Raw genomic sequence first — 21918 nt, 5'->3', positions numbered from 1 at the left:
TACAACCCGTCGATGGGGGTGATTTGGCACTTGAGCCCGCCAGCAAGATCGATCCAACCCGGCTGAACCATTGACATCGTTGTCACCAACTCCTACACAGGCCCGTACTCGCTGACGGCACGGGCCGATCAGACGGACCAAAGGACTGCATGTGGCTGCGACCTCGCACTCTGCTCAGGCTTCTGTCTCGCCCGCCGTTCCCGCCGCAACCGGCTTCGTCGCCGCCGATGTCGGCGGCACGCATGTGCGTCTTGGCCATGCGCTGCAGACCGACAGCGGCGCGATCGAGCTGGCGCATTACCGCACCTATCGCTGTGCCGAGTACCCCAGCCTGGACGCCATCCTGGCCGACTTCCTGCCACAGGTGAGCCGCGTAAATACGGTGGTCATCGCCAGTGCGGGAGTCGCGTTGGACGAAGACACCTTCATCAGCAACAACCTGCCGTGGAGCATTTCGCCCAGGCGCCTGCGTGGCGCGCTCGATCTGCGCAGCGTGCATCTGGTCAACGATTTCGAAGCGGTCGCCTACGCCGCCCCGCTCATGGAGCCGCGTGCGGTGCTGCAGCTGAGCGGGCCCACACCGCGGCATGCGCGCGCCGCCGGTCCCATCCTGGTGGTGGGGCCCGGCACCGGGCTGGGGGCGGCAGTGTGGATCGATGCCAGGCCGCGCCCGATCGTGCTGGCCACCGAAGTCGGCCAGGTCGCGCTGGCCAGCACGCACGCGCACGAAGCGCAATTGCTGCACATCCTGCTGCGCGATCGGCACTACCTGCCACTGGAACATGTGCTGTCCGGCCCCGGCCTGCTGCGGCTCTACACCGCCACCTGCCAATTGCATGGCGCCACCCCGCGGCTCGCGCTGCCCGCGGCGATCACCCATGCCGCCCTGCACGAAGACGATGCGCTGGCATGCGAAACGCTGCAGGTGTTCTGCGCGCTGCTCGGCCATGCCGTGGGCGACATGGCCCTGGCCTACGGCGCGGCCGGCGGCATCTATCTGGCCGGCGGCATCCTGCCGAGCATCGGCAGCTTCCTGGCGGCCAGCGCGTTTCGTGCGCGCTTGCTCGACAAGGGCGGCATGCGCGAGGTGCTCGAACGCATCCCGGTCAAATTGGTCGAGCACGGGCAATTGGGCGTGCTCGGCGCAGCCAACTGGTATCTGCAGCACCGCGCTGACGTGTCGTAAGCGATTGGCCGCGCGTTTTTCTAGCGCGCGGCGGCAAGACCCCGCATCCGGCGAGCAGCAGCCCGCCGTCCATCCCTGTGCGTGATGAGGAGAGACATCATGAAATACAGCACCACCCTGCTGTCCAGTGCGATTGCGTTGTCGTTGGCATTCACCGTGCAAGCCCAGGACGCTGCAGGCCAGCAAGCCACCGACCTGGACGCCGTACAGGTGGTCGGCATCCGTGCCAGCCTGGAAAAATCGCTCGACACCAAACGCAACAACGCCGGCATTTCCGAAGCAATCACTGCCGAGGACATCGGCAAGTTCCCCAGCACCAACGTGGCCGAAGCGCTGTCGCAGATTCCCGGCGTCACCCTGGACCGGCGCTTCGGCCAGGGCGAGCGGGTCAGCATCGACGGCACCGACCCCAGCCTGAACCTGTCGTTCCTGGACGGCCACCCGGTGGCGCAGGCAATCTGGCTGTATGGCGAACAACCCAATCGCGGCTTCGACTACACATTGCTTGCGCCGCAGATCCTGGGCCGGGCGGAAATCCTCAAATCCTCCGAAGCGCGGCTGACCGAAGGCAGCCTGGGAGGCACCGTGTTGATGCACACCCGCCAGCCGCTGGATCTGGATGTCAACGAAGTGGCCGCATCGATCGGCTATAGCTACAGCGACCAGGCCAGCCAGGGCAAGCCCAACGCGGCATTGCTCTACAGCTGGAAGAACAGCGCGCAGACCTTTGGCATCGCGGTGTCGGCGCAGCATTACGAAGAGCGCGTGGACCGCCGCGGCATGGAAGTGTTCGGCTACGCACCGGCCAGCAGTTTCGCCAATGCCGCAGGCACGGTGCCGCCCGATGCCGATGTGCCCAACTCGATCAATGCGGCCTGGTTCCAGCAGGACCGCGAGCGCGACAGCGCCGTGGTCAACCTGCAGCTCAAACCCAGCGAGGCGCTGGAGTTCAATCTGAGCGGCCTGTACATCAACGAAAATTTCGACAACTACAACCAGTCGATGTACAGCTTTCTGACCTGGAATCCCGGCACCGTTGCCGCGGTGGACCGGCTGGGCGATGTGCGAAACGGCGTGGTGACCAGCGGCCATTCCAGCGCCAATGCCGACCCGCTGGGCGGCACGGTGCTCTACGACAATAACGTGCGCGAATCGGAAGTCACCACCAAGGGCCTGGACCTGCGAGGGGCGTTTCGCGGCGAGGGCTGGGGCCTGAATGGACAGATCGGCCAAAGCAAGTCCGAGAACAAGGATCTGTCGCAGTACTTCATCGAGCCGTTCTACAACGGTGGCTTCAGCTGGGATACCCGCCGCGGCATCCGCTTCGACGACCCGGCCGCCGCGCGCGACCCGGCCAACTGGGGCTCGGCCGGCGGCTGGTTCGGCAACAACGGCATCTTCTCCACGCAAAGCAAGGACACCTACGGCCAGCTGGATCTGAACCTGCAGTTCGACAGCGTGTTCAATCAATTGCTGCTGGGCGTGCGCCACGGCAAACACGACGAGCGTTTCGAGCTCAATGTCTATGGCGGCGTCACACCCGGCACACTGGCCGACGTGGGCACCATCGGCCTCACCGATCTGGACGGTTTCTATCCCGACCACGGCCGGCATGTGCAGGCGGGCCGCAACAATGTGCTGAACTGGATCCGCAACAGCCCGGTGGATTACGCCGCTCCAGACCCGGCCAGCTATCTCAACAACACCTGGGCGCTGCAGCAGACCAACAATGCCGCCTACGCGCAGCTGAACTTCTCCGGCGGCGGCCTGCGCGGCAGTCTTGGCGTGCGCTATGTCGACTCCAAGACCGAAGGCAGCGGCTTCGTCTACAGCGGCACGCCTTCGCTGGCCAACGCCGACAGCCTGTGGCAGACCCGCACCCGCAAGGAGGATTTCCTGCTGCCCTCGCTGACCCTTTCCTACGACACCAGCACCGATTGGGTGTTCCGCTTCGCCGCGGCCAAGGTGATCGCCTGGGCGCCGTACAACCAAATGGTCAACAACACCTTCCTCAACGACACCACGCTGACCGGCAGTGGCGGCAATGCGGAGCTGTCGCCGTACGAGTCGTGGAATTTCAACCTGTCGGCCGAGTACTACTTCGCCCAGCAAGCGGTGGTGGCCTGGTCGGTGTTCTACAAGAAGATCGACAACTACATCGACACCAGTGCCAGCGTGGAGCGCCAGTACAACGCACTGCGCGACACCGCGCCGCAGAGCTGGGCGCAGTTGGTGGGCAGCAATGGCTGCACCGCCGACGGCTATTGCGACTACAGCATCCAGCGGCCGCGCAACGCCGGGCAGGGCAAGGTCAAGGGCTTCAATCTCTCGTTCCAGCAACCCTTCGGCGACAGCGGCTTTGGCCTGACCGGCAACTACACCTACGCCAACGGCGAGAACAACACCGGCGATGCCCTGCCCTACCAGTCGCGCAACAGCGTGGCCTTCAGCCCGTACTTCGAGAAAGGCCCGCTCAATGCACGGCTGACCTACAACTGGCGCGACAGCTACCTGGCCGGCGGTTACGTGGCCGGCGCCGCTCCGGCCAGCGTGGACGACTATGCCGAACTTGGTGCCAGCATCGGCTATGCATTCAGCCCGACCTGGTCGCTGCAGCTGGATGCGCAAAACCTGCTGGATGAGCAGTACCTGCAGTATCTCGGCGACAAGGACCACCTGGCCGGCCGCTACAAGAGCGGGCGACGCTACATGGCCGCCTTGCATCTGAAGTTCTGAGCGGTGGTTGGCGCGATGCATCGGGCCACCCCGTCGGGTGGCCCGATGCATCGCGTAGTCGCGCGGGGTCGTACAGTTTTTCTTGCGCCCTGTCGTCGCACGCGATGAGCGTGCAGCGCCGCTCGCCACCGGCCTCTGCCTACGCTCGGGCGCTGCGGCTATCCGCGCAACGCCGCCACCCGCTGCGCCAGTTTCTTCGCCGAGATGCCGGACTTGGCGCCCAGCTCCTGCGCGAATACCGACACCCGTAGTTCTTCCAGATCCCAGCGCAGCGCCTGCCAGTCGGGGCGCTGCTGCAGCCCGCGTGCGGCCGCATCGTCCAGCGCATCCACGAACGGCTTGAGTTCGAGCATGCGTGCCTGGTCGCGCGCCGGGTCGCGCTTGGCGCGTTCGGTGCGCAGGATCATCGCCTTGAGGTAGCGCGGGTAGTTGGCCAGTGCCGCGGCCGGGGTCTGGCGCAGGAAGCCGGCATGCACCAGGCCGCGCAATTGCTGCACCATGTCGTCCAGGTTGCCGCGTGCCCAGCCCATCAGCGGCGCTTCCAGCAGCGGCTTGAGTTCGGCCACCGCGCCCAGGATGTTTTCGGCCAGTTTCAGGCGCTCCATCGCTTCGCCGAACAGGCGCTTGCCGGCATCGTCGCGCCGATGCGCAAACGCGCCCGGGTCGCGGATTGCGCCAAGCCCCTCGTCCAGCACCGCATTGAGTGCGGCGTCGACCAGATCGCCACGCAGGCGCTCCTGCGACTCGATCGCCGCATAGAGCAGGCCAGTCTTGGGCGACACCGGCAACTGCTTGCGCGCCTGCTTGATCTTGTCGGCCAGGGCGAGTTCCAGCAACCGCCGCACGCCGCGCGGATGCGCCTGCGCCGCGTCGTTGCGGTCGGCAAAGATGCGTAGCGCCGCATCCTCGCCCTGATCCACCAGCGCCGGATACGCCGGCACGCCGGCTTCCCCGGCCACCTGCTCGGGGATCGGCGCAGCCGGGAACTCGCGCAGGCCTTCGGCGGCCAGCGCACGCCCCGCGCGCGCGGCAAACGCTTGTCCCGCACGTTCTCCAAAGCGCGCACGCAGCCCGGCCAGATCGCGCGATTCGGCCAGCACCTTGCCGCCGTCGTCGCGCAGCCGCAGGTTCATCAGCAAATGGGTATCCAGCGCTGGTTCGTCGAAATCCAGCGCCGCCAGCTGCACGCCGGTGGCCTTGGACAAAAAGCGCGCCAGCTCGCCCCGGATGTCGTCGGCCGACGGCAGGGTGTAGGCCTCGTAGAACGCACGGCCAAAATCCGGCGCCGGCACGAAATTGCGTCGCTGCGCCTTGGGCAGGCTGCGGATCAATGCCGAGGCCTTGTCGGCGACGAAGCCCGGCGCCAGCCACGACAGACGCGCCGGATCCAGCGCGTTGAGAAGATGCAGCGGCACTTCCAGCGTCACGCCATCGTCGATGGCGCCCGGCTCGAAGCGGTAATGCAACGGCAGCCGCGCATCGCCCAGCGCGAAATACTTCGGGAATCGATCGGCCTCGCTGCCTTCACCGGGCAGCAGATCGGTCAAGCTCCAGTGCAGGCTGCGGCGCTTGTCGGCCGGCAGCGTCTTCCACCAGGCGTCCAGCCCGCTGGCCGAATGCAGCTCGGCCGGAATGCGGTCCAGATACCAGCGCGCCTGCCAGTCCTCGTCGGCCACGATGCCGGCGCGCCGCAGTTTGGCTTCTTCCTCGCGCGCTTGCTCAAGTACCCGCAGGTTGTCGGCCACGAATGCCGCACGCGTGTTGATCTCGCCGGTCACCAGGCCCTGGCGCACGAACAGGTCATGCGAGGCCGCCGGGTCGATCTTGCCGAAGTGCACCGGCTTCTTCGGCGCCAGTACCAGCCCGAACAGGCTGATCTGCTCGGACGCCACCACCTGCCCCTGCGCACGCGACCAATGCGCATCGAAATGCTTGCGCGCCAGCAGATGTCCCAGCTCGGCGATGGCCCAATCCGGTTCGATCGCCGCATTGGTCATGCCCCAGACCTTCTGCGTATCCAGCAGCGTGGCCGCCAGGATCCACGGCGGCGGTTTGCGTGCCAGCGCCGAGCCGGGGAACGGCACGAACCGGCGCTGGCGTGCCGCCAGGAAATCGCCTTTCTCGGTGCGGTGGCCGATCTGCGTCGGCAGCCCGGCCAGCAGCGCGCGGTGCAGCGCCTGATAGGCGGCCGCCCGTTCGCGCTCGCTGCTGCGTGCCGCCGCCTCGGCGGCCTCGGCCTGCCGATCCGGCGCCATCGCTGCAGGCTGCGCCGGTGTCGCCGACGGATCGGCCCTGCCTTCGCGTGCCAGCCGTGCCGCACGGTGCAGTTGACCGCGCGTGGGCCGGTTGGCGTTGTGGCCATCGGCGCGCGCAGGCGCGCTGGGGCCAGCCAACAGCGGCGCCAGCATTGCCGTGGCCGGCTCCTCGCTCCAGCCCAGTTCCTCGCATAACAGACGCAGCTGCCGATGCAGTTCGCGCCACTCGCGCATGCGCAAAAAGCCCAGGAAATGCCGGCCACACCAATCGCGCAACCTGGACTGGGTGAGGTCTTCGTGCGCCTGCCGGTACGCCTCCCACAGCCGCAGGATGCCGACGAATTCCGAGCGCGCATCGGCGAACAGCGCATGTGCGTTGTCGGCGGCCTCGCGTGCTTCGGGCGGGCGCTCGCGCGGGTCCTGGATGCCCAGGAACGAGGCGATGATGATCATCTCGCGCAAGCAGCCATGCTGCTGCGCGGCCACCAGCATGCGTGCCAGCTTGACGTCCACCGGCAGGCGCGCCATCTGCCGGCCGATGGCGGTCAGGCGTCGATCGGCATCGATCGCGCCCAGCTCCAGCAATTGCTGCCAGCCGTCGGCCACCGCACGCTCGTCCGGCGCTTCCAGGAACGGGAACTCCTTGATCCGTCCCAGCCCCAGCTGCAGCATGCGCAGGATCACGCCGGACAACGACGAGCGCCGGATCTCCGGGTCGGTGAACGCCGGGCGCGCGGCAAAGTCCGCCTCCGCATACAGCCGGTAGCAGATGCCCTCGGCAATGCGCCCGCAACGGCCCATGCGCTGGTTGGCGCTGGCCTGCGAGATCGGTTCGATATGCAGGCGGTCCAGCTTTTGCCGCGGGCTGTAGCGCTTGACCCGCGCAAACCCCGGGTCCACCACGTAGCGGATGCGCGGCACCGTCAGCGAGGTCTCCGCCACGTTGGTCGCCAGCACCAGGCGCCGGCGTGGGCCGGGGTTGAATACCCGGTCTTGGTCGGCGGCAGAGAGGCGCGCATACAGCGGCACCACTTCGGTATCGCGGTATTTGCGCCGCTCCAGCGCATGGTGGGCATCGCGGATCTCGCGCTCGCCGGGCAGGAACATCAGCACATCGCCACGCGGATCGATGCGGGTGATCTCGTCGATCGCCGCCACGATGGCCTCGTTGACGGTGCGCTCGCCGTCGCGCCCGGCAGCGTCGTCATCGCCGCCCGCCTCGCCTTCGAGCGGCCGGTAGCGCACTTCCACCGGGAAGGTCCGGCCTTCCACGCTGATCACCGGCGCGTTGTCGAAATGCTGGGCAAAGCGCTCGGTATCGATGGTGGCCGAGGTGACGATCAGCTTCAGGTCGGGGCGTTTTTTCAGCAGCTGCTTGAGGTACCCCAGCAGGAAATCGATGTTGAGACTGCGTTCGTGCGCCTCGTCCACGATGATGGTGTCGTACGCCGACAACCAGCGGTCGCTGGCGATCTCGGCCAGCAGGATGCCGTCGGTCATGAACTTGATGCGCGACTGCTCGCCCACCCGGTCGGTAAAGCGCACCTGGAAGCCCACCGTGGTGCCGAGCGGGGTCTTCAGCTCGTCGGCCACGCGTGCGGCCACTGCGCGCGCGGCGATCCGGCGCGGCTGGGTACAGCCGATCATGCCGGCCGCACCGCGCCCCGCTGCCAGGCACAGCTTGGGCAACTGGGTGGTCTTGCCCGAGCCGGTCTCGCCGGCGATCACCACCACCTGATGGTCGCGGATCAACGCGATGATGCGCTCGGCCTCGCGCGCGATCGGCAACTGCTCATCCAGGGTGACGGCCGGCTGCTGCTCGGCACGCGCCTGGCGCTGCGCCTGCGACGCCGCCAGTGCTTGCTCGAATGCCTCGCGCGCCTGCATATTCCCGGGCTTGCCCTGCCAACGCGACCACAGGCCAAGCAAGCGCCCACGATCGCGACTCATCGCGCCGTCGACCGCGCGGCGGCGCTCGCGCAAGGTGGTGGCAAGATCGGTGTCGATAGCGCTCATTGATCGAGGAATGTGAAAGATTGAATGACGTTTGATCCTTTAGCCTGTCTATTGTGACGCCATATCTGTTCCACCAGACATCCAACCCTCGGTAAGGACCATCCCATGTCCAAGAAAAAGAACGCCAACAAGCCCGTCGTCGTCAACGATGCCCTGCCGGCCGCTGCCGTATCCGCGCCGCATATCGATATCGGGATCAAGGACGCCGATCGCAAGCAGATCTCCGACGGCCTGGCCCGCTACATGGCTGACGCCTTCACCTTGTACCTGAAGACCCACAACTTCCATTGGAATGTCACCGGGTCGATGTTCAATTCGCTGCACACCATGTTCGAAACCCAGTACACCGAGCAATGGGCGGCACTGGACGAAGTGGCCGAGCGCATCCGCGCCCTGGGCTACAACGCACCGGGCTCCTACCGCGAATTCGTCGCGCTGACCTCGATCCCGGAAGAGCCGGGCCTGAGCGACAGCGCCGACTGGCGCGAGATGGTGCGCCAGCTGGTCAGCGGCAACGAAGCGGTCTGCCGCACCGCGCGCAAGGTGCTGGGCACCGCCGACGATGCCGGCGACGACCCGACCGTGGACCTGCTGACCCAGCGCCTGCAGACCCACGAAAAGTACGCCTGGATGCTGCGCTCGCTGCTGCAGTAAACCCGCGGGCGTCGCCCCTTGGGGTTTGCCCAAGGTTTCGCTGCTGCGAGACCTTGGGCCCCTGCTCAATTGCCTGCCACACCCCGCGCCTTCGGCGCGCCCCCTGACTCTAGGGGCTATTGATGGTTAGGTTCACGACGATGGAGCGCAGGGTGTACAGGCTCTGAAGGACGCGGCAGTCTTTTGCCACAACCCCTGCATCGATTGCCGAAAATTGAGCCCCTCTCCCGCCGGGAGAGGGGTTGGGGTGAGGGTGCGGGGCGACGCCCCATGGCGCTTACGCCGCACAAAACTTCACAAAGTGCCAGCTATCCCGGTAGCCGCATCACGTCAATCCCTGATGCCGCTTCGCGCAATCCCGCCCAGCATCACGCCAGCCAGGGCTTGAACCGCGCGGTATCCTAGGCCGATGTCTTCCCCCGCCCACGAATTGCTCAGCCGCGTCTTCGGTTACGACGCCTTCCGCGGCCCGCAGCAGGCCATTGTCGAACACGTCGCCGCCGGCAACGACGCGCTGGTGCTGATGCCCACCGGCGGCGGCAAATCGCTGTGCTACCAGGTCCCGGCACTGTTGCGCGATGGCGTCGGCATCGTGGTCTCGCCGCTGATCGCGTTGATGCAGGACCAGGTCGAGGCGCTGCGCCAGCTCGGCGTGCGCGCAGAATTCCTCAATTCCACCCTGGATGCGGAAAACGCCCAGCGGGTGGAGCGCGCATTGCTGTCCGGCGATCTGGACCTGCTGTACGTGGCACCGGAACGGCTGCTGACCCAGCGCTTCCTGTCCTTGCTGGAGCGCAGCCGCATCGCCCTGTTCGCCATCGACGAGGCCCACTGCGTCTCGCAATGGGGTCACGACTTCCGCCCGGAATACCGTCAGCTCACCGTGCTGCACGAGCGCTGGCCGCACATCCCGCGCATGGCGCTGACCGCCACCGCCGACCCGCCCACCCAGCGCGAGATCGCCGAGCGCCTGGACCTGGTGGACGCGCACCACTTCGTCAGCTCCTTCGACCGCCCCAACATCCGCTACACCGTGGTGCAGAAGGACAACGCGCGCAAGCAGCTGCAGGAGTTCCTGGGCCGCCATCGCGGCTGCGCCGGCATCGTCTATGCGATGTCGCGGCGCAAGGTGGAAGAAACCGCCCAGCAGCTGTGCGCGCAAGGCTTCAATGCCCTGCCCTACCACGCCGGCCTGCCGGCGGAGGTGCGCGCCGAGAACCAGCGCCGCTTCCTGCGCGAGGACGGCATCATCATGACCGCCACCATCGCTTTCGGCATGGGCATCGACAAGCCCGACGTGCGCTTCGTGGCGCACGTGGATCTGCCCAAGTCGCTGGAGGGCTACTACCAGGAAACCGGCCGCGCCGGCCGCGACGGCGAGGCCGCCGAGGCCTGGCTGTGCTACGGCCTGGGCGATGTGGTGCTGCTCAAGCAGATGATCGAACAGGGCGAAGCGGCCGAGGAGCGCAAGCGACTGGAGCGCGCCAAGCTCGACCACCTGCTCGGCTATTGCGAATCCATGCAATGCCGCCGCCAGGTGCTACTGGCCGGCTTCGGCGAGACCTATTCCAAACCCTGCGGCAACTGCGACAACTGCCTCACCCCGGCTGCCGCCTGGGATGCCACGGTGGCGGCGCAGAAGGCGCTGAGTTGCGTGTATCGCAGCGGCCAGCGTTTCGGTGTGGGCCACCTGATCGACATCCTGCGCGGCAGCGAGAACGAGCGCATCAAACAGCTGGGCCACGACCAGCTGAGCACCTACGGCATCGGCCGCGACCTGGACGAACGCACCTGGCGTAGCGTGTTCCGCCAGCTGGTGGCCGCCAGCCTGCTGGAGGTCGACAGCGAAGGCCACGGCGGCCTGCGCCTGACCGATGCCAGCCGCCAGGTGCTCAAGGGCGAGCGCCAGGTGATGATGCGGCGGGAGAACCCTTCGGCCGGCCGCGAGCGCGACCGCAGCACACAGCGGACCGGCCTGCCGGTGCAGCCGCAGGATCTGGTGCTGTTCAACGCCTTGCGCGGGCTGCGCGCGGAACTGGCCAAGGAACAAAACGTGCCGGCCTTCGTCATCTTCCACGACAGCACCCTGCGCAACATCGCCGAGCAGCGCCCCACCAGTATCGATGCGCTCTCGCGCGTGGGCGGCATCGGTGGTGGCAAGCTGGCCCGTTATGGGGCGCAGTTGATCGACATCGTGCGCGAGCAAGGCTGATGCAACCGTATGTGCCAGCGGGAGCCACAGGCCGGCACACCATCGGCCTGAATCGACAGCGGGCATTCAATCAACCGTTGCTAGTTTCACAGGGCGAGCTGGCACGCGCTGCCAGTCCCTTGAGTCGAGTCGAACCGATGAAACGCAGTCTGCTTCTCCTGGCCACTCTATTGGCCGCCGGTGGCGCACTCGCCCAGAACGGCGACGCTAGCGCCGAGCCGGCATCCGCCCGTGCCCTGGACCTCAGCGTCCCGCAGGCACCGGTGCAGTACCGCTCGGACCCGGAATACAGCACCGATCCGCCGGGCACGTTCTATGGCGACAAGAGCGGCCCCAGGCCTGCACTGGCACGCCCGAGCGCGGCCTTGATCGCGGCCGAACGAGCCGAACAATGCCAGGGCAAACTGCACGGCGCAGTCGAGACCGGCATCGGCTACTCCAGTCGCGGTGGCAACAGCAACTGGCAGGCCGCCAACCTCAATTCCTGCAAAACCTATTACGACGACGACGGCAAGGCGCACCAGATCGGCGTCAGCATCAGCGTCGGCCGCGGCGAAGGACCTGTTTTCGGGCCGCGGTTCGCTCCTGGCGGCTACGGTCCCGGCCCGTTCGGCTGGTGACCATACGGCTGCGTCTGCGTTGACGGAGGATTCACTGCCGCATCGCTGAGAATGTGGTCTGCCTCACGAGACATGCTCATGTCACAGAACAAGGATCGGCCGGTTGTATTCGTTGTCGAAGACGGCGATGGCACCCGACAACTCAGCTGCCTTGTCCTGGAAAGTTACGGCTTTACCTGCCGCAGCGCCGGTTCGGTCGAAGAAGCGCTGGCGTTGATCGAAAGTGACCCACGCGTGGATGTATTGTTTTCCGACATCCATTTTCCAGGCGGCCTGACGGGTGTCGATCTGGCGCTGAAGATGGCGCACGCTCCGTACAACCTGCCGGTACTGTTGACCTCCGGGTTGGCGGTCGAATACGTCGAAGAAATCCTGCCCGACGGCGTGGCGTTCCTGGAAAAGCCCTATACCCCCGAGCAATTGCTCACCGCCATCCGCAGCGTGATGGCCAAGCGCCGCATGCTCGCCACGCCCGGCGCGTGATACCAGGCCCGCGATTCAACGACTGCTGCAAGCACTGCATGACAGCCGACCCGCTCGTTAGCACGTTGTCTGTCATCGAGCGCGACTGTCCCGGCGGTTGAGAGCGGCTAACAAAACGTAGCGAGCGTTCGTCAGGTGGGTGCGTCCGGCGCGGAGGAACCGCAGTGTACGCGTGGTACATGCCGCACCGAGCACCGACCGCGCCCGCCTGGCAGCCGCGCAGTCGTTTTGCTAGCTACTCCAAGTGCTGATATCCATACGGCGTAGCCAAGCAGGTGCAAAAGTCGCGGCACAGTGAGCGACAACTAATCAGCAACCGTCCAGGCAACGGTGAGCCGGTGCAGTGCGGTGATCGCGGCATCCCCGCCTGCCGGGTCAAACCGACGACCGCAGGTGGCGCACAGCATGGGAAACGCTGAAGCCTCAGCGTCGAGAGGCACGATGCGGTCGATTTGAAGCGAGGCGTGCACGTGCATCAACGGTCAGACACGTGGATATTCCTGCGTCTTTCTCGCCGAGCGCCGCCATGCATGGCCAGCGCACATCGCACGCCATCATCGCAGCAGCGTCTACCCCACCTGCAAACGTCATCCAGTCACCACACGTCAGGAAACTCCCGACTCCACGTCAGCGCAACCCCGATTTACGTGATGCATGCCTCACTTAAACTGCCGCTACCGGACGCGAAGCCTGTTGGGCCGCTCGACTCGCGAGGCGCTGAGCACGCCCTTGCCGGTGCATCGTCGGTCATGGGTACATCGCCAGCGTGGCTCTGTTCGTCATCTGTGGCGTGCTTCGGCGTGCGTGTCGTCGCGCGGGAGTGCAGTTGCCGTTGCATGACATACGCATCGCCCATCCAGACACTGCGAGAGCAGCACGGCAAGGCGCTTGCGACATCATCAACATCATCGACGCAGGCTTGATCATTGCCATCCTGCCGATCGACACGGTATCGAACCCATCATCATGCCAAGCACGCGCACGATGTGGCTGCTCGCCGATTCAACGCATTTCACGCGATCAAGCAGGCCGCTCGCTAGGCTAACGTCAGTGCAGTGATTCGCTGCAGACGATTTCAGGAGATCCTCATGGGCGACAATGCATTTCTCTCACCAGCTTTCGTCATCCTGGTCATCGGCATCATTGCCGTAGTGATCTGGCTGGTGACCCGCGCCAAGAAAAAGCGCAACAAGAAGTGAGCTGCACGCGCCGCTCGGCAGATGCCGGTGTGTGAGGTACGACGGACGATCAGGCGGCACTGCTCCGGCACCAATCTGGCGTTCGATCGACCGATAGACAACAGAATACTGCGCGACTGGTGTGCCCATGATCGATTGCTCAAGCATCGCCTTGAAACTCTCATCGACTTTGGCCCACCACGCACGCTCTTTCCGCGGTTCTGAACCGCGGTCTTGGGCACGAGGTTGGAATCGTGGTCAGTGCGGACGGCATTGCAGCGAGCATACGACTGCGACACGCGCCGCCTGCAACATCCAAATGAATCGCTGCAACCTTTCCACCTGCCTGCACTGCTTGCTTGCAGGCGGCAGCGGCGTAGCGCAAGCCGGGCTCAGAAGCGTTCGCCCGCCGGCAGATAGCGCCACTGGCCAATGGCCAACTTGCCCAACGACACGCGCCCCACGCGTAGCCGGCGGATGCTGACCACCTCAAGTCCCACCTCGCTGCACATGAAGCGGAGCTGCCCCGGCTGTACCTGCTTGATCGCAAAACGGAGCCGTTCTTCGTTCTGCCAGCTCACCTTGCACGGCGGCAGACTGCGCTGTTGATAGACCAGACCCTGTGCCAGGCGCGCCATACCGTATGGACGTAGCTCGCCCCGCACTTCCACCAGAAACTCCTGCTCGATCGAATGCGCGTCGGCCGTCAATCTGCGCAGCACCCGGCCATCCTGGCTCAGCACCAGCAGGCCGCTGGCCGCGTCCTCCAGCGGTAGCGGCGCGCTGAGACGCGCGAAGTGCCGCTTGAGCACGCGTACCTCCGACAGGTCCAGCTCGCTGCGGGCTGCCGGACTTGCCAGTGCCATCGCTGCAGCCGACGTGATTCCCGCAGGCTTGTGCAGTAGCAAGGTGGCAGGCTCGGCAGGTTCGAGCACCGCATCCGGCGCCAGCGTCACCTGTGCGGCAGTGGCCAGGGCCTGGGGTTCCTCGACCACCACCCCGTCCACGCTGACCCAGCCACCCTCGATGTATTGCTGCGCCTCGCCCCGCGAGCAACCGACGTGCGCGGCAACGCATTTATCCAGACGGATGGGATCGGACATCGGGCAGGCTCGGCATCGGGGACGGCAGTGTACGTGCTGGGTCGCCGGCTGCGTGAGGCGTGGGCTGCCTGGCAAGTGGCGATACTGGCGTGTGCCGCCGCGTCGTGGCGCCGCATCGCACGCATGCTTCTGCCATGCGCTGCAAAGTGGGACACTCGGCGCTCACTCAGGAGATCGCAGATGTTCATCAAGTTCGGCACCACCCGGGTACGGCTCAACCATATCTCCGTCATCAGCGATCCGTTCAACGCCGGCGAAAGTTTCGGCTCGTACTGCCATTCGGTTCGGGTCGGCCTGCTCTCCGGCGAAGAGGTCTTTGCACGCTTCAATAGCGAAGCCGGTGCCCAGCAGCTGCATGCCGAAGTGCTGGCCGCACTGGAAAATTGATCTACGACGTCAACGCGTAGACCCGATGGCAGCGGCATCGGCTGTTGCTCACGCGCAGTACCTGGATCGCGCTGCACAGGGCACGCCGACGCTGTTGTTTTTGCGTTGACCCGCTACCGGTGCACCGACGAGACAGGCATCGCGTCCACCGCGTCCGCGCCATGGCCAGGAATGGACGTCGCCCTGCACGCGTGCAGGCGCCACTGCCCTCGGTGATAGCACTGTCGCTGCGGTCCCGGTGACGGCCAGCCTCAGTCTGCGCTGGCCCTGCGCTCCAGCGCAGACAAGGCGTTTTGCAGGTCGCGAAACTGGAACGGTTTCTGCAACCCATGCCGATGGCGAAACTTCTCCGGGATCCCGCTCTGCGCGTAGCCGGTGACGAACAGGTAGGGCACGCCGCACGCGTCCAATGCTTCTGCGATCGGAAACGAGAGCGTGCCTCCCAGATTGACATCCAGCACCGCCAGATCCAGGTTGCCCTGCCGCACCACCTCGAGCGCGGCATCGACGTCGCCAACGGTCGCGGCGATGTCATAGCCCAGTTCGACCAGGCAATCCTCCAGCAGCATCGCCACCAGGGATTCGTCCTCGACCAGCAATACACGCATGCTCATGGCTGCATCTCGGCGGGTACAGTCGGCAATGGGATCGAAACCTGGAAGCGCACGCCGTCAGGATCGAAGGCGAGCTGCGCTTCGCCCTTGAGATCGTGCTTCAAGCCACGCTCCAGCAGCCGCGAGCCGAACCCCTTGCGCGCAGGGGCCCGCACGGTCGGGCCACCGGACTCCTGCCAGGTGAGTTCCAGGACCTCCTGGCCATCGCGCACGCAGCGCTCCCATACGATCTGCACCTTGCCTTCGGACGAGGACAAGGCCCCGTGTTTGAGCGCATTGGTGCACAGCTCGTGCAGCGCCATCGACAGCGCCAACGCGCGGCGTGGATCCAGGTGACAGGACTCACCGTGCAGGATGAATCGCTGGCTGTCGCGCGATTCGTAAAGCGCCGCCGCGTCGCGCGTCAACTCCAGGATATCGGCGCTGACCCAGTTTTCCCGGGTCAAGGTGTCGTGCGCGCGCGACAAGGCCAGCAGGCGCGCATCGATCTTGTCCTGGGCGTCGGCAAGGCTGTGGGCATTGCCGAACGACTGACGCGCCAACGACTGCACCATCACCAGCGAATTCTTGACCCGATGGTTGAGCTCGTTGATCAGCAATTGCAGATGTTGCGCATGCTGCCTGTGCTCGGTGATGTCGCGCGTTGCCCCGGCGATCGCCTCGACCTCGCCATCGGGCCCGAACACTGGCGTAAAGATGTAGTCGTAGATGCGCAGGCCCTTGACCGTATGCGGGAACGGAACCTCGCCGCGTATCGGCTGGCCGGTGGCGATCACCCGTTCGATTTCCTCGTCGTGCATCGCCGCATGCCAGGGCTCATAGCCCAGCTCGAGACATGTCTTTCCGTCGGCGTCCTCCCAGCGCATGCCCCACATCGTCAGTAGCGCCTGGTTGGCGTAGACGAAGCGATGCTGGGTGTCGAACACGTATAAAAGATCCGGCGTTGCCTGCAACAAGGCCTCGTAGATCCGCGACCTTGCGGCGTCTTCCTGATGCGCGGCCATTCACGTCGTGGTCCTGAAGTTGGAGCAAACAATAGAGCGCTAGCCGTGAACGCACGATCATGCCGCCGCGGAAGCCAGGATTGCTTGAAAAAGCATATCTACCAAAAGTTTTGCGACGCGCGTCCAAATCGAAAACACTCGCACCCGATGCGTTGAGCAGCGCAGAACGCCGTGTCCACTCGGCTGCGTCGCGACGATCACACGCCGATAAGTGGCTGGTGCAGCGAGGCGACATATCGCCGCCCTTCCGGCCCGCCCGACCGTCTGCATGACGAAGCCGTAACTGCGCGCCTGCTGGTCAACCGAACATCGCGCGGCACGCTGCTTTGCGCAGGTTGAGGCACCAGACTCCGCAACGCTGAACGTCGCAATAATCCATCCGTCGCGCAAGCCTCCCGTCACGCCGGCGTCTTATCCGCGTCGTAGCCTCGCGGCGATTTTCCACAGCACCTCTCCCTTCTTTCGGATCATCGCCGATGAAAACGCCGACCTTCTCGTTTGGAAAAACCTTTCAGCGCTCCATTCTGGCTTTTGGAATCGTCTGCTGTTCTACGCTCGCCACCGCAGCATCTGCCAAGACCATTCATGTCGTTTCCCGTACCGAGCAGATGACTTCGCTCACCAGTGGCGGCCCGAGCAGGATCGAAGTCTTCAATCACCAGTGGGCCGATGGCGCCGCGCAGTGCCGGGACGCATTTCCGCAGACCAAGAGCGTGCAGCTCGGGCAGGTCAGTACGCGTGCGATTAACGCAAAGACCTTCAAGGTCACCGGCAAATGGATCTGCCGAGGCTGATCGGCTCATCCCAGACTCGACGCGTTCCAGCGGTCGAGCGACGCTGAAATGGATATCGCCGCGGCAGCGGCCGCAAAGCGCAAACGCACAAAAAAGGCGCCATCGGCGCCAGCTGCACTGCGGATTGAAATGGTGGGCCGTGATGGATTCGAACCATCGACCAAAAGATTAAAAGTCTTCTGCTCTACCGACTGAGCTAACGGCCCACTGCCCCGACTGCGCGTCGGGGTGCGCATTCTACCCTACCCGGGCGTCAAGACGAAATGGCGTAGTGGGTGGGGTCCGGGACGCCCGCATCGGCGAAGCCGGCGGCGCGCAAGCGGCAGGCGTCGCAGTGGCCGCAGGCGCGCCCTTCGGCGTCGGCGCGGTAGCAGGACACGGTCAGGCCGAAATCCACGCCCAGGCGCACGCCTTCACGGACGATGTCGGCCTTGCTCAGGAACTGCAGCGGCGCATGCACGCGCAGGCCCGCGCCTTCCACGCCGGCCTTGGTCGCCAGGTTAGCCAGCACCTCGAATGCCCGCACGAATTCCGGCCGGCAGTCCGGATAGCCGGAATAATCGACCGCATTGACGCCGCAGAACAGGTCGTTGGCGCCAACCACTTCGGCCCAGCCCAGCGCCAGCGACAGCATGATGGTGTTGCGCGCCGGCACGTAGGTGACCGGGATTCCATCGCCACCGGCCTCAGGTACTTCGATATCGTCGGTCAGCGCCGAGCCGCCGATGCTGCGCAGATCCACGTCGACCAGCTTGTGCGCCACCACACCCTGTGCCGCAGCCACCCGAGCGGCGGCATCCAGTTCGGAGGTATGCCGCTGGCCATAGCGCACGCTCAGTGCGTACACGGCAAAACCCTGCTCCTGGGCGAGCGCAATGACGGCGGCGGAATCCATGCCCCCGGACAACAACACAACGGCTTTCTTCATGACGGATCGGACGATGACAGCAGAACGGAAAGGCTAGCAGGGTCGGCCAGCGAGGGGTTAGCGCGTCAGGTGAAACGAAGACCTCCCCCGCCAATGGCCGTACGAATTCATCGCGACGGTCGCTGCATGAGGCGACCAGCCCAGTGATAGGCCGCGCCATACTTCGCGCGGCAAGGCGACGACTCCCCAACGATATCGCAATGCCTGCACGCAAGTTCCAGGGGGCGCGCGGGATTCGTGGATATCAGGCTGGAGTCGCCGAGGCGATAACGCGTCAGCGGACCTCAACGCCCCGGTTCGTCGTCCCAGAGAATCTTGTGCAACTGCATCTGGAAGCGCACCGGAAGCCGGTCGGCGACAATCCAGTCGGCCAGTTCGCGTGCGCTCACCTGGCCCTTGCTGGGCGAGAACCACACCGTGCAGCGACGGTCCAACAGGTGCTCGGCAACGCAGGTGCGCGCCCACTCGTAATCGGCACGGCTGCAGATCACGAACTTGATCTGGTCGCGCGCAGTCAGCAGCGGCAGGTTGTCCCAACGGTTGCGATGCGCCTCGCCCGATTCAGGGGTCTTGATATCCACGACCCGCGACACGCGCGCATCGACACCCGCCACGTCCAACGCGCCGGAGGTTTCCAGCGAGACGTCTAAGCCGGCATCGCAGAGCTGCTGCAGCAGCGCCAGACAGCGCTTTTGCGCCAGCGGCTCGCCGCCGGTCACGCAGACATGGCGCACCCCGTGGCTGGCGACCTCGGCAACGATGGCGTCGATGTCATGCCACTGACCGCCATGGAAGGCGTACGCCGTGTCGCAGTAGGTACAGCGCAGCGGGCAGCCGGTCAGGCGCACGAACACGGTCGGCCAGCCGGCCGCTTCGGCCTCGCCTTGCAAGGAAAGAAAAATCTCGGTGATCTTCAGCCGCGGCAAGGGCGACTGGACGATCTCGCTGGGGACGGCGGCGGCATTCATGGGCAAAGTATGCGCCGCGCCACAGGCGCGAGCGCGACGCGGTTCAGCGCAGTTGCTGACCGAGGCGGATGGACTGCAGGCGCTCCTGCGCAACGCGCGCGGCGTCGGTGCCGGGATACTGCGCTGCCACCTGCTGCAAGGTCTGCTGGGCTTCGTTGTTCTTGCCCGCACCGTACTGCGACAGGCCAAGCTTCAACAGGCCGCCAGCGGCCTTGTCATGCGTGGGATAGCGGCTGACCAGATCGTGGAACTGCGCCTCGGCCAGCTGGAAATTGCGGGTGGCGTAATAACTCTCACCCAGCCAATACAAGGCGTTGGGTGTGTAGACGCCGTTGGGATACAGCTCGAGAAAACTCAGGAACAGTTGCGACGCGTCGTCGTACTTGCCATTCTTCAGGGCATCGAACGCGACATTGTAGGCCGTGCGTTCTTCGTTGCTGACGGCCAGGGTGCCCGGATCACCATGGACGGTGGGCGGCTTTTCGGAAGTGGCCGCCGCTGCAGGCCGCGCGGCCGGAGCCGGGGCTGGGGGGACGCTGCCAGTGGCGGAAGGCAGCGGAGGCGTTGCGCCGCCAGCGCCTTCCAACCGGTTCAGACGTCCGTCCAGGTCCAGATACTGGTCCTTGGACTGTTGCTTGAGTTGCTCGTTGTCGTGCTGCAGCTGTTCAACTGTCGCCCGCAATGCCTGCAGGTCCGAACGCGCCTGCTGCAGCTGGTTGAGAAGATCGTTGTTGGCCTGGCTGTTGGCCTGCTGTTGCTCGAGCACGGCCACACGATCAGCGAGACTGGCTCGCTGGGCGTATGCCGGCGCGGCGACCACGAGGGCCGCCGCGACGAACAGGGATGTCACTCGAAAGCGCATCGCTTCTTACTGAGCCGTGTACACGATTTCGACGCGACGGTTCTGCGACCAGCAGCTTTCGCTGGTTTCGGTGCAGACCGGACGCTCTTCGCCGTAGCTGACCACGGTCAGCTGGCTGGCCGAACCGCCGGCAGCCTGCAGCGCCGACGACACGGCATTGCCGCGACGCTCGCCCAGACCCATGTTGTACTCGCGCGAACCGCGTTCGTCGGCATTGCCCTGCAGGGTGATGCGCGAGGAGGGACGGTCACGCAGGTACTTGGCGTGGCACGCCATGATGGCCTGGAATTCCGGCTTCAGGGAGTCCTGATCCAGATCGAAGTAGACAACGCGCTGGCGCAGGCAAGCATCGGTATCCAGGTCGCCCGGGCCGTACAGGCCGGAGGTGGACGGACCGGTGGGCACGGAGGAACCGGCGGTGGTATCGGTTGCCGGAGGCGGAGTTTCCTTCACCTTCTTGGAGCAACCGGCCAGCACGGCAACGGACAACAGGGAGACAAGCAAGACGCGGGTGGACTTGTTCATGGGATACCTATGGAGGCTCTGGGCCAATGAGTGGTTTAACGCAGCGAAATATTAACATTAATGCGCGGTTCGGTAAGGCCCCCATGCGGGTTCTCTCACATCGCCGTCGGCCAGGACCAGGCGCTGGCGGACCCGAGCGTCGGAAGAGACCGCGTACAGCACGCCACGACCACCCTCGCGCGCTGCGTACAGCACCATGCTGGCGTTAGGCGCAAAGCTCGGCGATTCGTCCAGCGAACCCGGCGACAGCGTGCTCCAGCTCGGCGAACCCAGGCTGCGGTCCATCATCGCGATGCGGTAGCTGTTGCCGCTGCCCTGCGCCACGGCGATCTTCTTGCCATCGAACGAGACGCTGGCGGTGGCGTTGTAGTTGCCCTGGAAGGTCACGCGGTTGGCGCTGCCGCCGCTGGCGGCCACCTGGTAGATCTGCGGACGACCGCCACGATCGGAGGTGAAGTAGATGCTGCCGCCGTCCGGTGACCAGGTCGGCTCGGTGTCGATGCCGAAGTGGTTGGTGAGCTGGGTCAACTGCTTGCTGCCCAGGTCCATCACGTAGATCTCGGGGTTGCCGCTGCGCGACAGGGCCAGCGCCAGGCGGCGGCCATCGGGCGAGAACGAGGGCGCGCCGTTGATGCCACGGAAGCTGGACACCAATTCACGGGCACCGGTGGCGATGTCCTGCAGATAGATCGAGGAATTGCCGCGCTCGAAGCTCACATAGGCCAGCTTCTTGCCGTCCGGGCTCCAGTTCGGCGACAGCAGCGGCTCGGCCGACCGCACGATGGTCTGCGGGTTGTAGCCATCCGAATCGGCCACCATCAGCGCATAGCGCATGGCGCCGCCCTTGCCGCTGGCGGTGACGTAGGCGATGCGGGTCCAGAATGCGCCGCGCACACCGGTGATCTTTTCGTAGATCGCATCGGCCATCTGATGCGAGACATCGCGCATCGCGTTGGCACGCGCGGTCATGGCCAGGCCGAGCAGGCGTTCGCCCTTGGCCACGTCGAACAGTTCGTACTCGACGCGATAGGCACCCTCGCCTGCGTCCATCACGCGGCCGACCACGATGTAGTTCTGCTTGAGCGTGCGCCAGGTCTGGAACTGCACCTCGGTACCGCGGGTCGGCTTTTCGACGATCTGTGCGGCAGGCAGCGTGCGGAACTGGCCGGAGCGGTCCAGGTCGGCACCGACCACGGCCGACACATCGGTCTGCGGCGCGGCTCCGGAGCCCTGGTAGGGCATGGGGATGACGGCGATCGGGGTGGCCGAGGCGCTACCGCCGACGATATCGATGGTGAGCCCTTGCTGTTGCGCGAGTGCGCTCAGCGGCAACAACAGGGCGGTCAGGGCGGCTAGCCAACGCAGCGGTTTTTTCATGGACGGCTCGGATCGG

The 21918-nt window shown here is 65.4% G+C and carries 17 protein-coding genes, 1 tRNA gene and 1 other RNA gene; 8 read left to right on the top strand and 11 right to left on the bottom strand.

The window, feature by feature from the left end; genetic code table 11:
• Positions 1–151 precede the first annotated feature (151 nt).
• Both XcodCFBP4690_RS00945 and XcodCFBP4690_RS00940 read left to right on the top strand, forming a co-directional pair.
• Positions 152–1186, top strand: coding sequence for a glucokinase family protein (locus XcodCFBP4690_RS00945; RefSeq protein WP_104539191.1), 1035 nt, complete (start codon positions 152–154; stop codon positions 1184–1186).
• A 99-nt stretch (positions 1187–1285) separates the two neighbouring features.
• Complete coding sequence (locus XcodCFBP4690_RS00940) at positions 1286–3922, top strand: TonB-dependent receptor (RefSeq protein WP_104539190.1); 2637 nt, start codon at positions 1286–1288, stop codon at positions 3920–3922.
• Between the two features lie 158 nt (positions 3923–4080).
• On the opposite strand, the gene hrpA is transcribed toward XcodCFBP4690_RS00940, so the two are convergent.
• A complete protein-coding gene (gene hrpA, locus XcodCFBP4690_RS00935) occupies positions 4081–8193 on the bottom strand; it encodes an ATP-dependent RNA helicase HrpA (protein WP_104539189.1) in 4113 nt (1370 codons plus the stop codon).
• 105 nt (positions 8194–8298) lie between these two features.
• On the opposite strand from hrpA, the gene XcodCFBP4690_RS00930 reads away from it, so the two are divergent.
• The 4 genes from XcodCFBP4690_RS00930 to XcodCFBP4690_RS00915 all read left to right on the top strand — a co-directional run bounded on the left by XcodCFBP4690_RS00930 (position 8299) and on the right by XcodCFBP4690_RS00915 (position 12162).
• Positions 8299–8847 carry a Dps family protein gene (locus XcodCFBP4690_RS00930; protein WP_104539188.1) on the top strand — a complete coding sequence of 183 codons (549 nt, stop codon included), beginning with the start codon at positions 8299–8301 and terminating at the stop codon, positions 8845–8847.
• 409 nt (positions 8848–9256) lie between these two features.
• Positions 9257–11059 carry a DNA helicase RecQ gene (gene recQ / locus XcodCFBP4690_RS00925; protein WP_104539187.1) on the top strand — a complete coding sequence of 601 codons (1803 nt, stop codon included), beginning with the start codon at positions 9257–9259 and terminating at the stop codon, positions 11057–11059.
• 137 nt (positions 11060–11196) lie between these two features.
• Positions 11197–11679: a hypothetical protein gene (locus XcodCFBP4690_RS00920; protein ID WP_104539286.1), complete on the top strand. Its 483-nt coding sequence runs from the start codon at positions 11197–11199 to the stop codon at positions 11677–11679.
• Positions 11680–11757: 78 nt separating this feature from the next.
• A complete protein-coding gene (locus XcodCFBP4690_RS00915) occupies positions 11758–12162 on the top strand; it encodes a response regulator (RefSeq protein WP_104539285.1) in 405 nt (134 codons plus the stop codon).
• 105 nt (positions 12163–12267) lie between these two features.
• On the opposite strand, the gene XcodCFBP4690_RS00910 is transcribed toward XcodCFBP4690_RS00915, so the two are convergent.
• Together XcodCFBP4690_RS00910 and XcodCFBP4690_RS00900 are read right to left on the bottom strand one after the other, a co-directional pair.
• Positions 12268–12343: non-coding RNA, sX9 sRNA (locus XcodCFBP4690_RS00910), on the bottom strand.
• 1389 nt (positions 12344–13732) lie between these two features.
• Complete coding sequence (locus XcodCFBP4690_RS00900) at positions 13733–14443, bottom strand: rRNA pseudouridine synthase (protein WP_104539185.1); 711 nt, start codon at positions 14441–14443, stop codon at positions 13733–13735.
• A gap of 180 nt (positions 14444–14623) precedes the next feature.
• On the opposite strand from XcodCFBP4690_RS00900, the gene XcodCFBP4690_RS00895 reads away from it, so the two are divergent.
• A complete protein-coding gene (locus XcodCFBP4690_RS00895; protein WP_167394408.1) occupies positions 14624–14830 on the top strand; it encodes a hypothetical protein in 207 nt (68 codons plus the stop codon).
• 251 nt (positions 14831–15081) lie between these two features.
• On the opposite strand, the gene XcodCFBP4690_RS00890 is transcribed toward XcodCFBP4690_RS00895, so the two are convergent.
• Together XcodCFBP4690_RS00890 and XcodCFBP4690_RS00885 are read right to left on the bottom strand one after the other, a co-directional pair.
• Positions 15082–15444 carry a response regulator gene (locus tag XcodCFBP4690_RS00890; protein WP_104539184.1) on the bottom strand — a complete coding sequence of 121 codons (363 nt, stop codon included), beginning with the start codon at positions 15442–15444 and terminating at the stop codon, positions 15082–15084.
• A complete protein-coding gene (locus XcodCFBP4690_RS00885) occupies positions 15441–16448 on the bottom strand; it encodes a sensor histidine kinase (RefSeq protein WP_104539183.1) in 1008 nt (335 codons plus the stop codon). Before XcodCFBP4690_RS00885 ends, XcodCFBP4690_RS00890 begins: the two co-directional genes overlap by 4 nt.
• 476 nt (positions 16449–16924) lie before the next feature.
• On the opposite strand from XcodCFBP4690_RS00885, the gene XcodCFBP4690_RS22980 reads away from it, so the two are divergent.
• Positions 16925–17242 (top strand): hypothetical protein, encoded by a 318-nt coding sequence (locus tag XcodCFBP4690_RS22980; protein WP_244183545.1) that lies wholly within the window; start codon positions 16925–16927, stop codon positions 17240–17242.
• A gap of 130 nt (positions 17243–17372) precedes the next feature.
• Here XcodCFBP4690_RS22980 and XcodCFBP4690_RS00875 read toward each other — a convergent pair.
• From XcodCFBP4690_RS00875 to tolB, 6 genes are all read right to left on the bottom strand, one after another.
• A tRNA-Lys gene (locus tag XcodCFBP4690_RS00875) sits at positions 17373–17448 on the bottom strand.
• Between the two features lie 47 nt (positions 17449–17495).
• On the bottom strand, positions 17496–18170 hold the full coding sequence (gene queC, locus XcodCFBP4690_RS00870; protein ID WP_104539181.1) for a 7-cyano-7-deazaguanine synthase QueC: 675 nt from the start codon (positions 18168–18170) through the stop codon (positions 17496–17498).
• A 284-nt stretch (positions 18171–18454) separates the two neighbouring features.
• Positions 18455–19138: a 7-carboxy-7-deazaguanine synthase QueE gene (gene queE, locus XcodCFBP4690_RS00865; protein WP_104539180.1), complete on the bottom strand. Its 684-nt coding sequence runs from the start codon at positions 19136–19138 to the stop codon at positions 18455–18457.
• A 43-nt stretch (positions 19139–19181) separates the two neighbouring features.
• Positions 19182–20000, bottom strand: a complete 819-nt coding sequence (ybgF, locus tag XcodCFBP4690_RS00860) for a tol-pal system protein YbgF (protein WP_104539179.1) — start codon at positions 19998–20000, stop codon at positions 19182–19184.
• Positions 20001–20006: 6 nt separating this feature from the next.
• Positions 20007–20525 carry a peptidoglycan-associated lipoprotein Pal gene (gene pal, locus XcodCFBP4690_RS00855; protein ID WP_029220381.1) on the bottom strand — a complete coding sequence of 173 codons (519 nt, stop codon included), beginning with the start codon at positions 20523–20525 and terminating at the stop codon, positions 20007–20009.
• 57 nt (positions 20526–20582) lie between these two features.
• A complete protein-coding gene (gene tolB / locus XcodCFBP4690_RS00850) occupies positions 20583–21902 on the bottom strand; it encodes a Tol-Pal system beta propeller repeat protein TolB (protein WP_104539178.1) in 1320 nt (439 codons plus the stop codon).
• Positions 21903–21918: the final 16 nt, after the last annotated feature.

Origin of the sequence: Xanthomonas codiaei, from assembly GCF_002939785.1 — a bacterium.
Taxonomy (GTDB): domain Bacteria; phylum Pseudomonadota; class Gammaproteobacteria; order Xanthomonadales; family Xanthomonadaceae; genus Xanthomonas; species Xanthomonas codiaei.
The sequence above is the reverse complement of the archived record's forward strand: the minus strand, read 5'-3'. Positions and strand labels throughout refer to the sequence as shown.

Coding starts and splice junctions, on each gene's coding strand:
- XcodCFBP4690_RS00930 (WP_104539188.1), top strand. CDS start 8,299: ATGTCCAAGAAAAAGAACGCCAACAAGCCCGTCGTCGTCAACGATGCC.
- recQ (WP_104539187.1), top strand. CDS start 9,257: ATGTCTTCCCCCGCCCACGAATTGCTCAGCCGCGTCTTCGGTTACGAC.
- XcodCFBP4690_RS00915 (WP_104539285.1), top strand. CDS start 11,758: ATGTCACAGAACAAGGATCGGCCGGTTGTATTCGTTGTCGAAGACGGC.
- XcodCFBP4690_RS00885 (WP_104539183.1), bottom strand. CDS start 16,448: ATGGCCGCGCATCAGGAAGACGCCGCAAGGTCGCGGATCTACGAGGCC.
- XcodCFBP4690_RS00920 (WP_104539286.1), top strand. CDS start 11,197: ATGAAACGCAGTCTGCTTCTCCTGGCCACTCTATTGGCCGCCGGTGGC.
- queC (WP_104539181.1), bottom strand. CDS start 18,170: ATGAAGAAAGCCGTTGTGTTGTTGTCCGGGGGCATGGATTCCGCCGCC.
- XcodCFBP4690_RS00895 (WP_167394408.1), top strand. CDS start 14,624: ATGTTCATCAAGTTCGGCACCACCCGGGTACGGCTCAACCATATCTCC.
- XcodCFBP4690_RS00940 (WP_104539190.1), top strand. CDS start 1,286: ATGAAATACAGCACCACCCTGCTGTCCAGTGCGATTGCGTTGTCGTTG.
- XcodCFBP4690_RS00890 (WP_104539184.1), bottom strand. CDS start 15,444: ATGAGCATGCGTGTATTGCTGGTCGAGGACGAATCCCTGGTGGCGATG.
- XcodCFBP4690_RS00900 (WP_104539185.1), bottom strand. CDS start 14,443: ATGTCCGATCCCATCCGTCTGGATAAATGCGTTGCCGCGCACGTCGGT.
- queE (WP_104539180.1), bottom strand. CDS start 19,138: ATGAATGCCGCCGCCGTCCCCAGCGAGATCGTCCAGTCGCCCTTGCCG.
- pal (WP_029220381.1), bottom strand. CDS start 20,525: ATGAACAAGTCCACCCGCGTCTTGCTTGTCTCCCTGTTGTCCGTTGCC.
- hrpA (WP_104539189.1), bottom strand. CDS start 8,193: ATGAGCGCTATCGACACCGATCTTGCCACCACCTTGCGCGAGCGCCGC.
- tolB (WP_104539178.1), bottom strand. CDS start 21,902: ATGAAAAAACCGCTGCGTTGGCTAGCCGCCCTGACCGCCCTGTTGTTG.
- XcodCFBP4690_RS22980 (WP_244183545.1), top strand. CDS start 16,925: ATGAAAACGCCGACCTTCTCGTTTGGAAAAACCTTTCAGCGCTCCATT.
- ybgF (WP_104539179.1), bottom strand. CDS start 20,000: ATGCGCTTTCGAGTGACATCCCTGTTCGTCGCGGCGGCCCTCGTGGTC.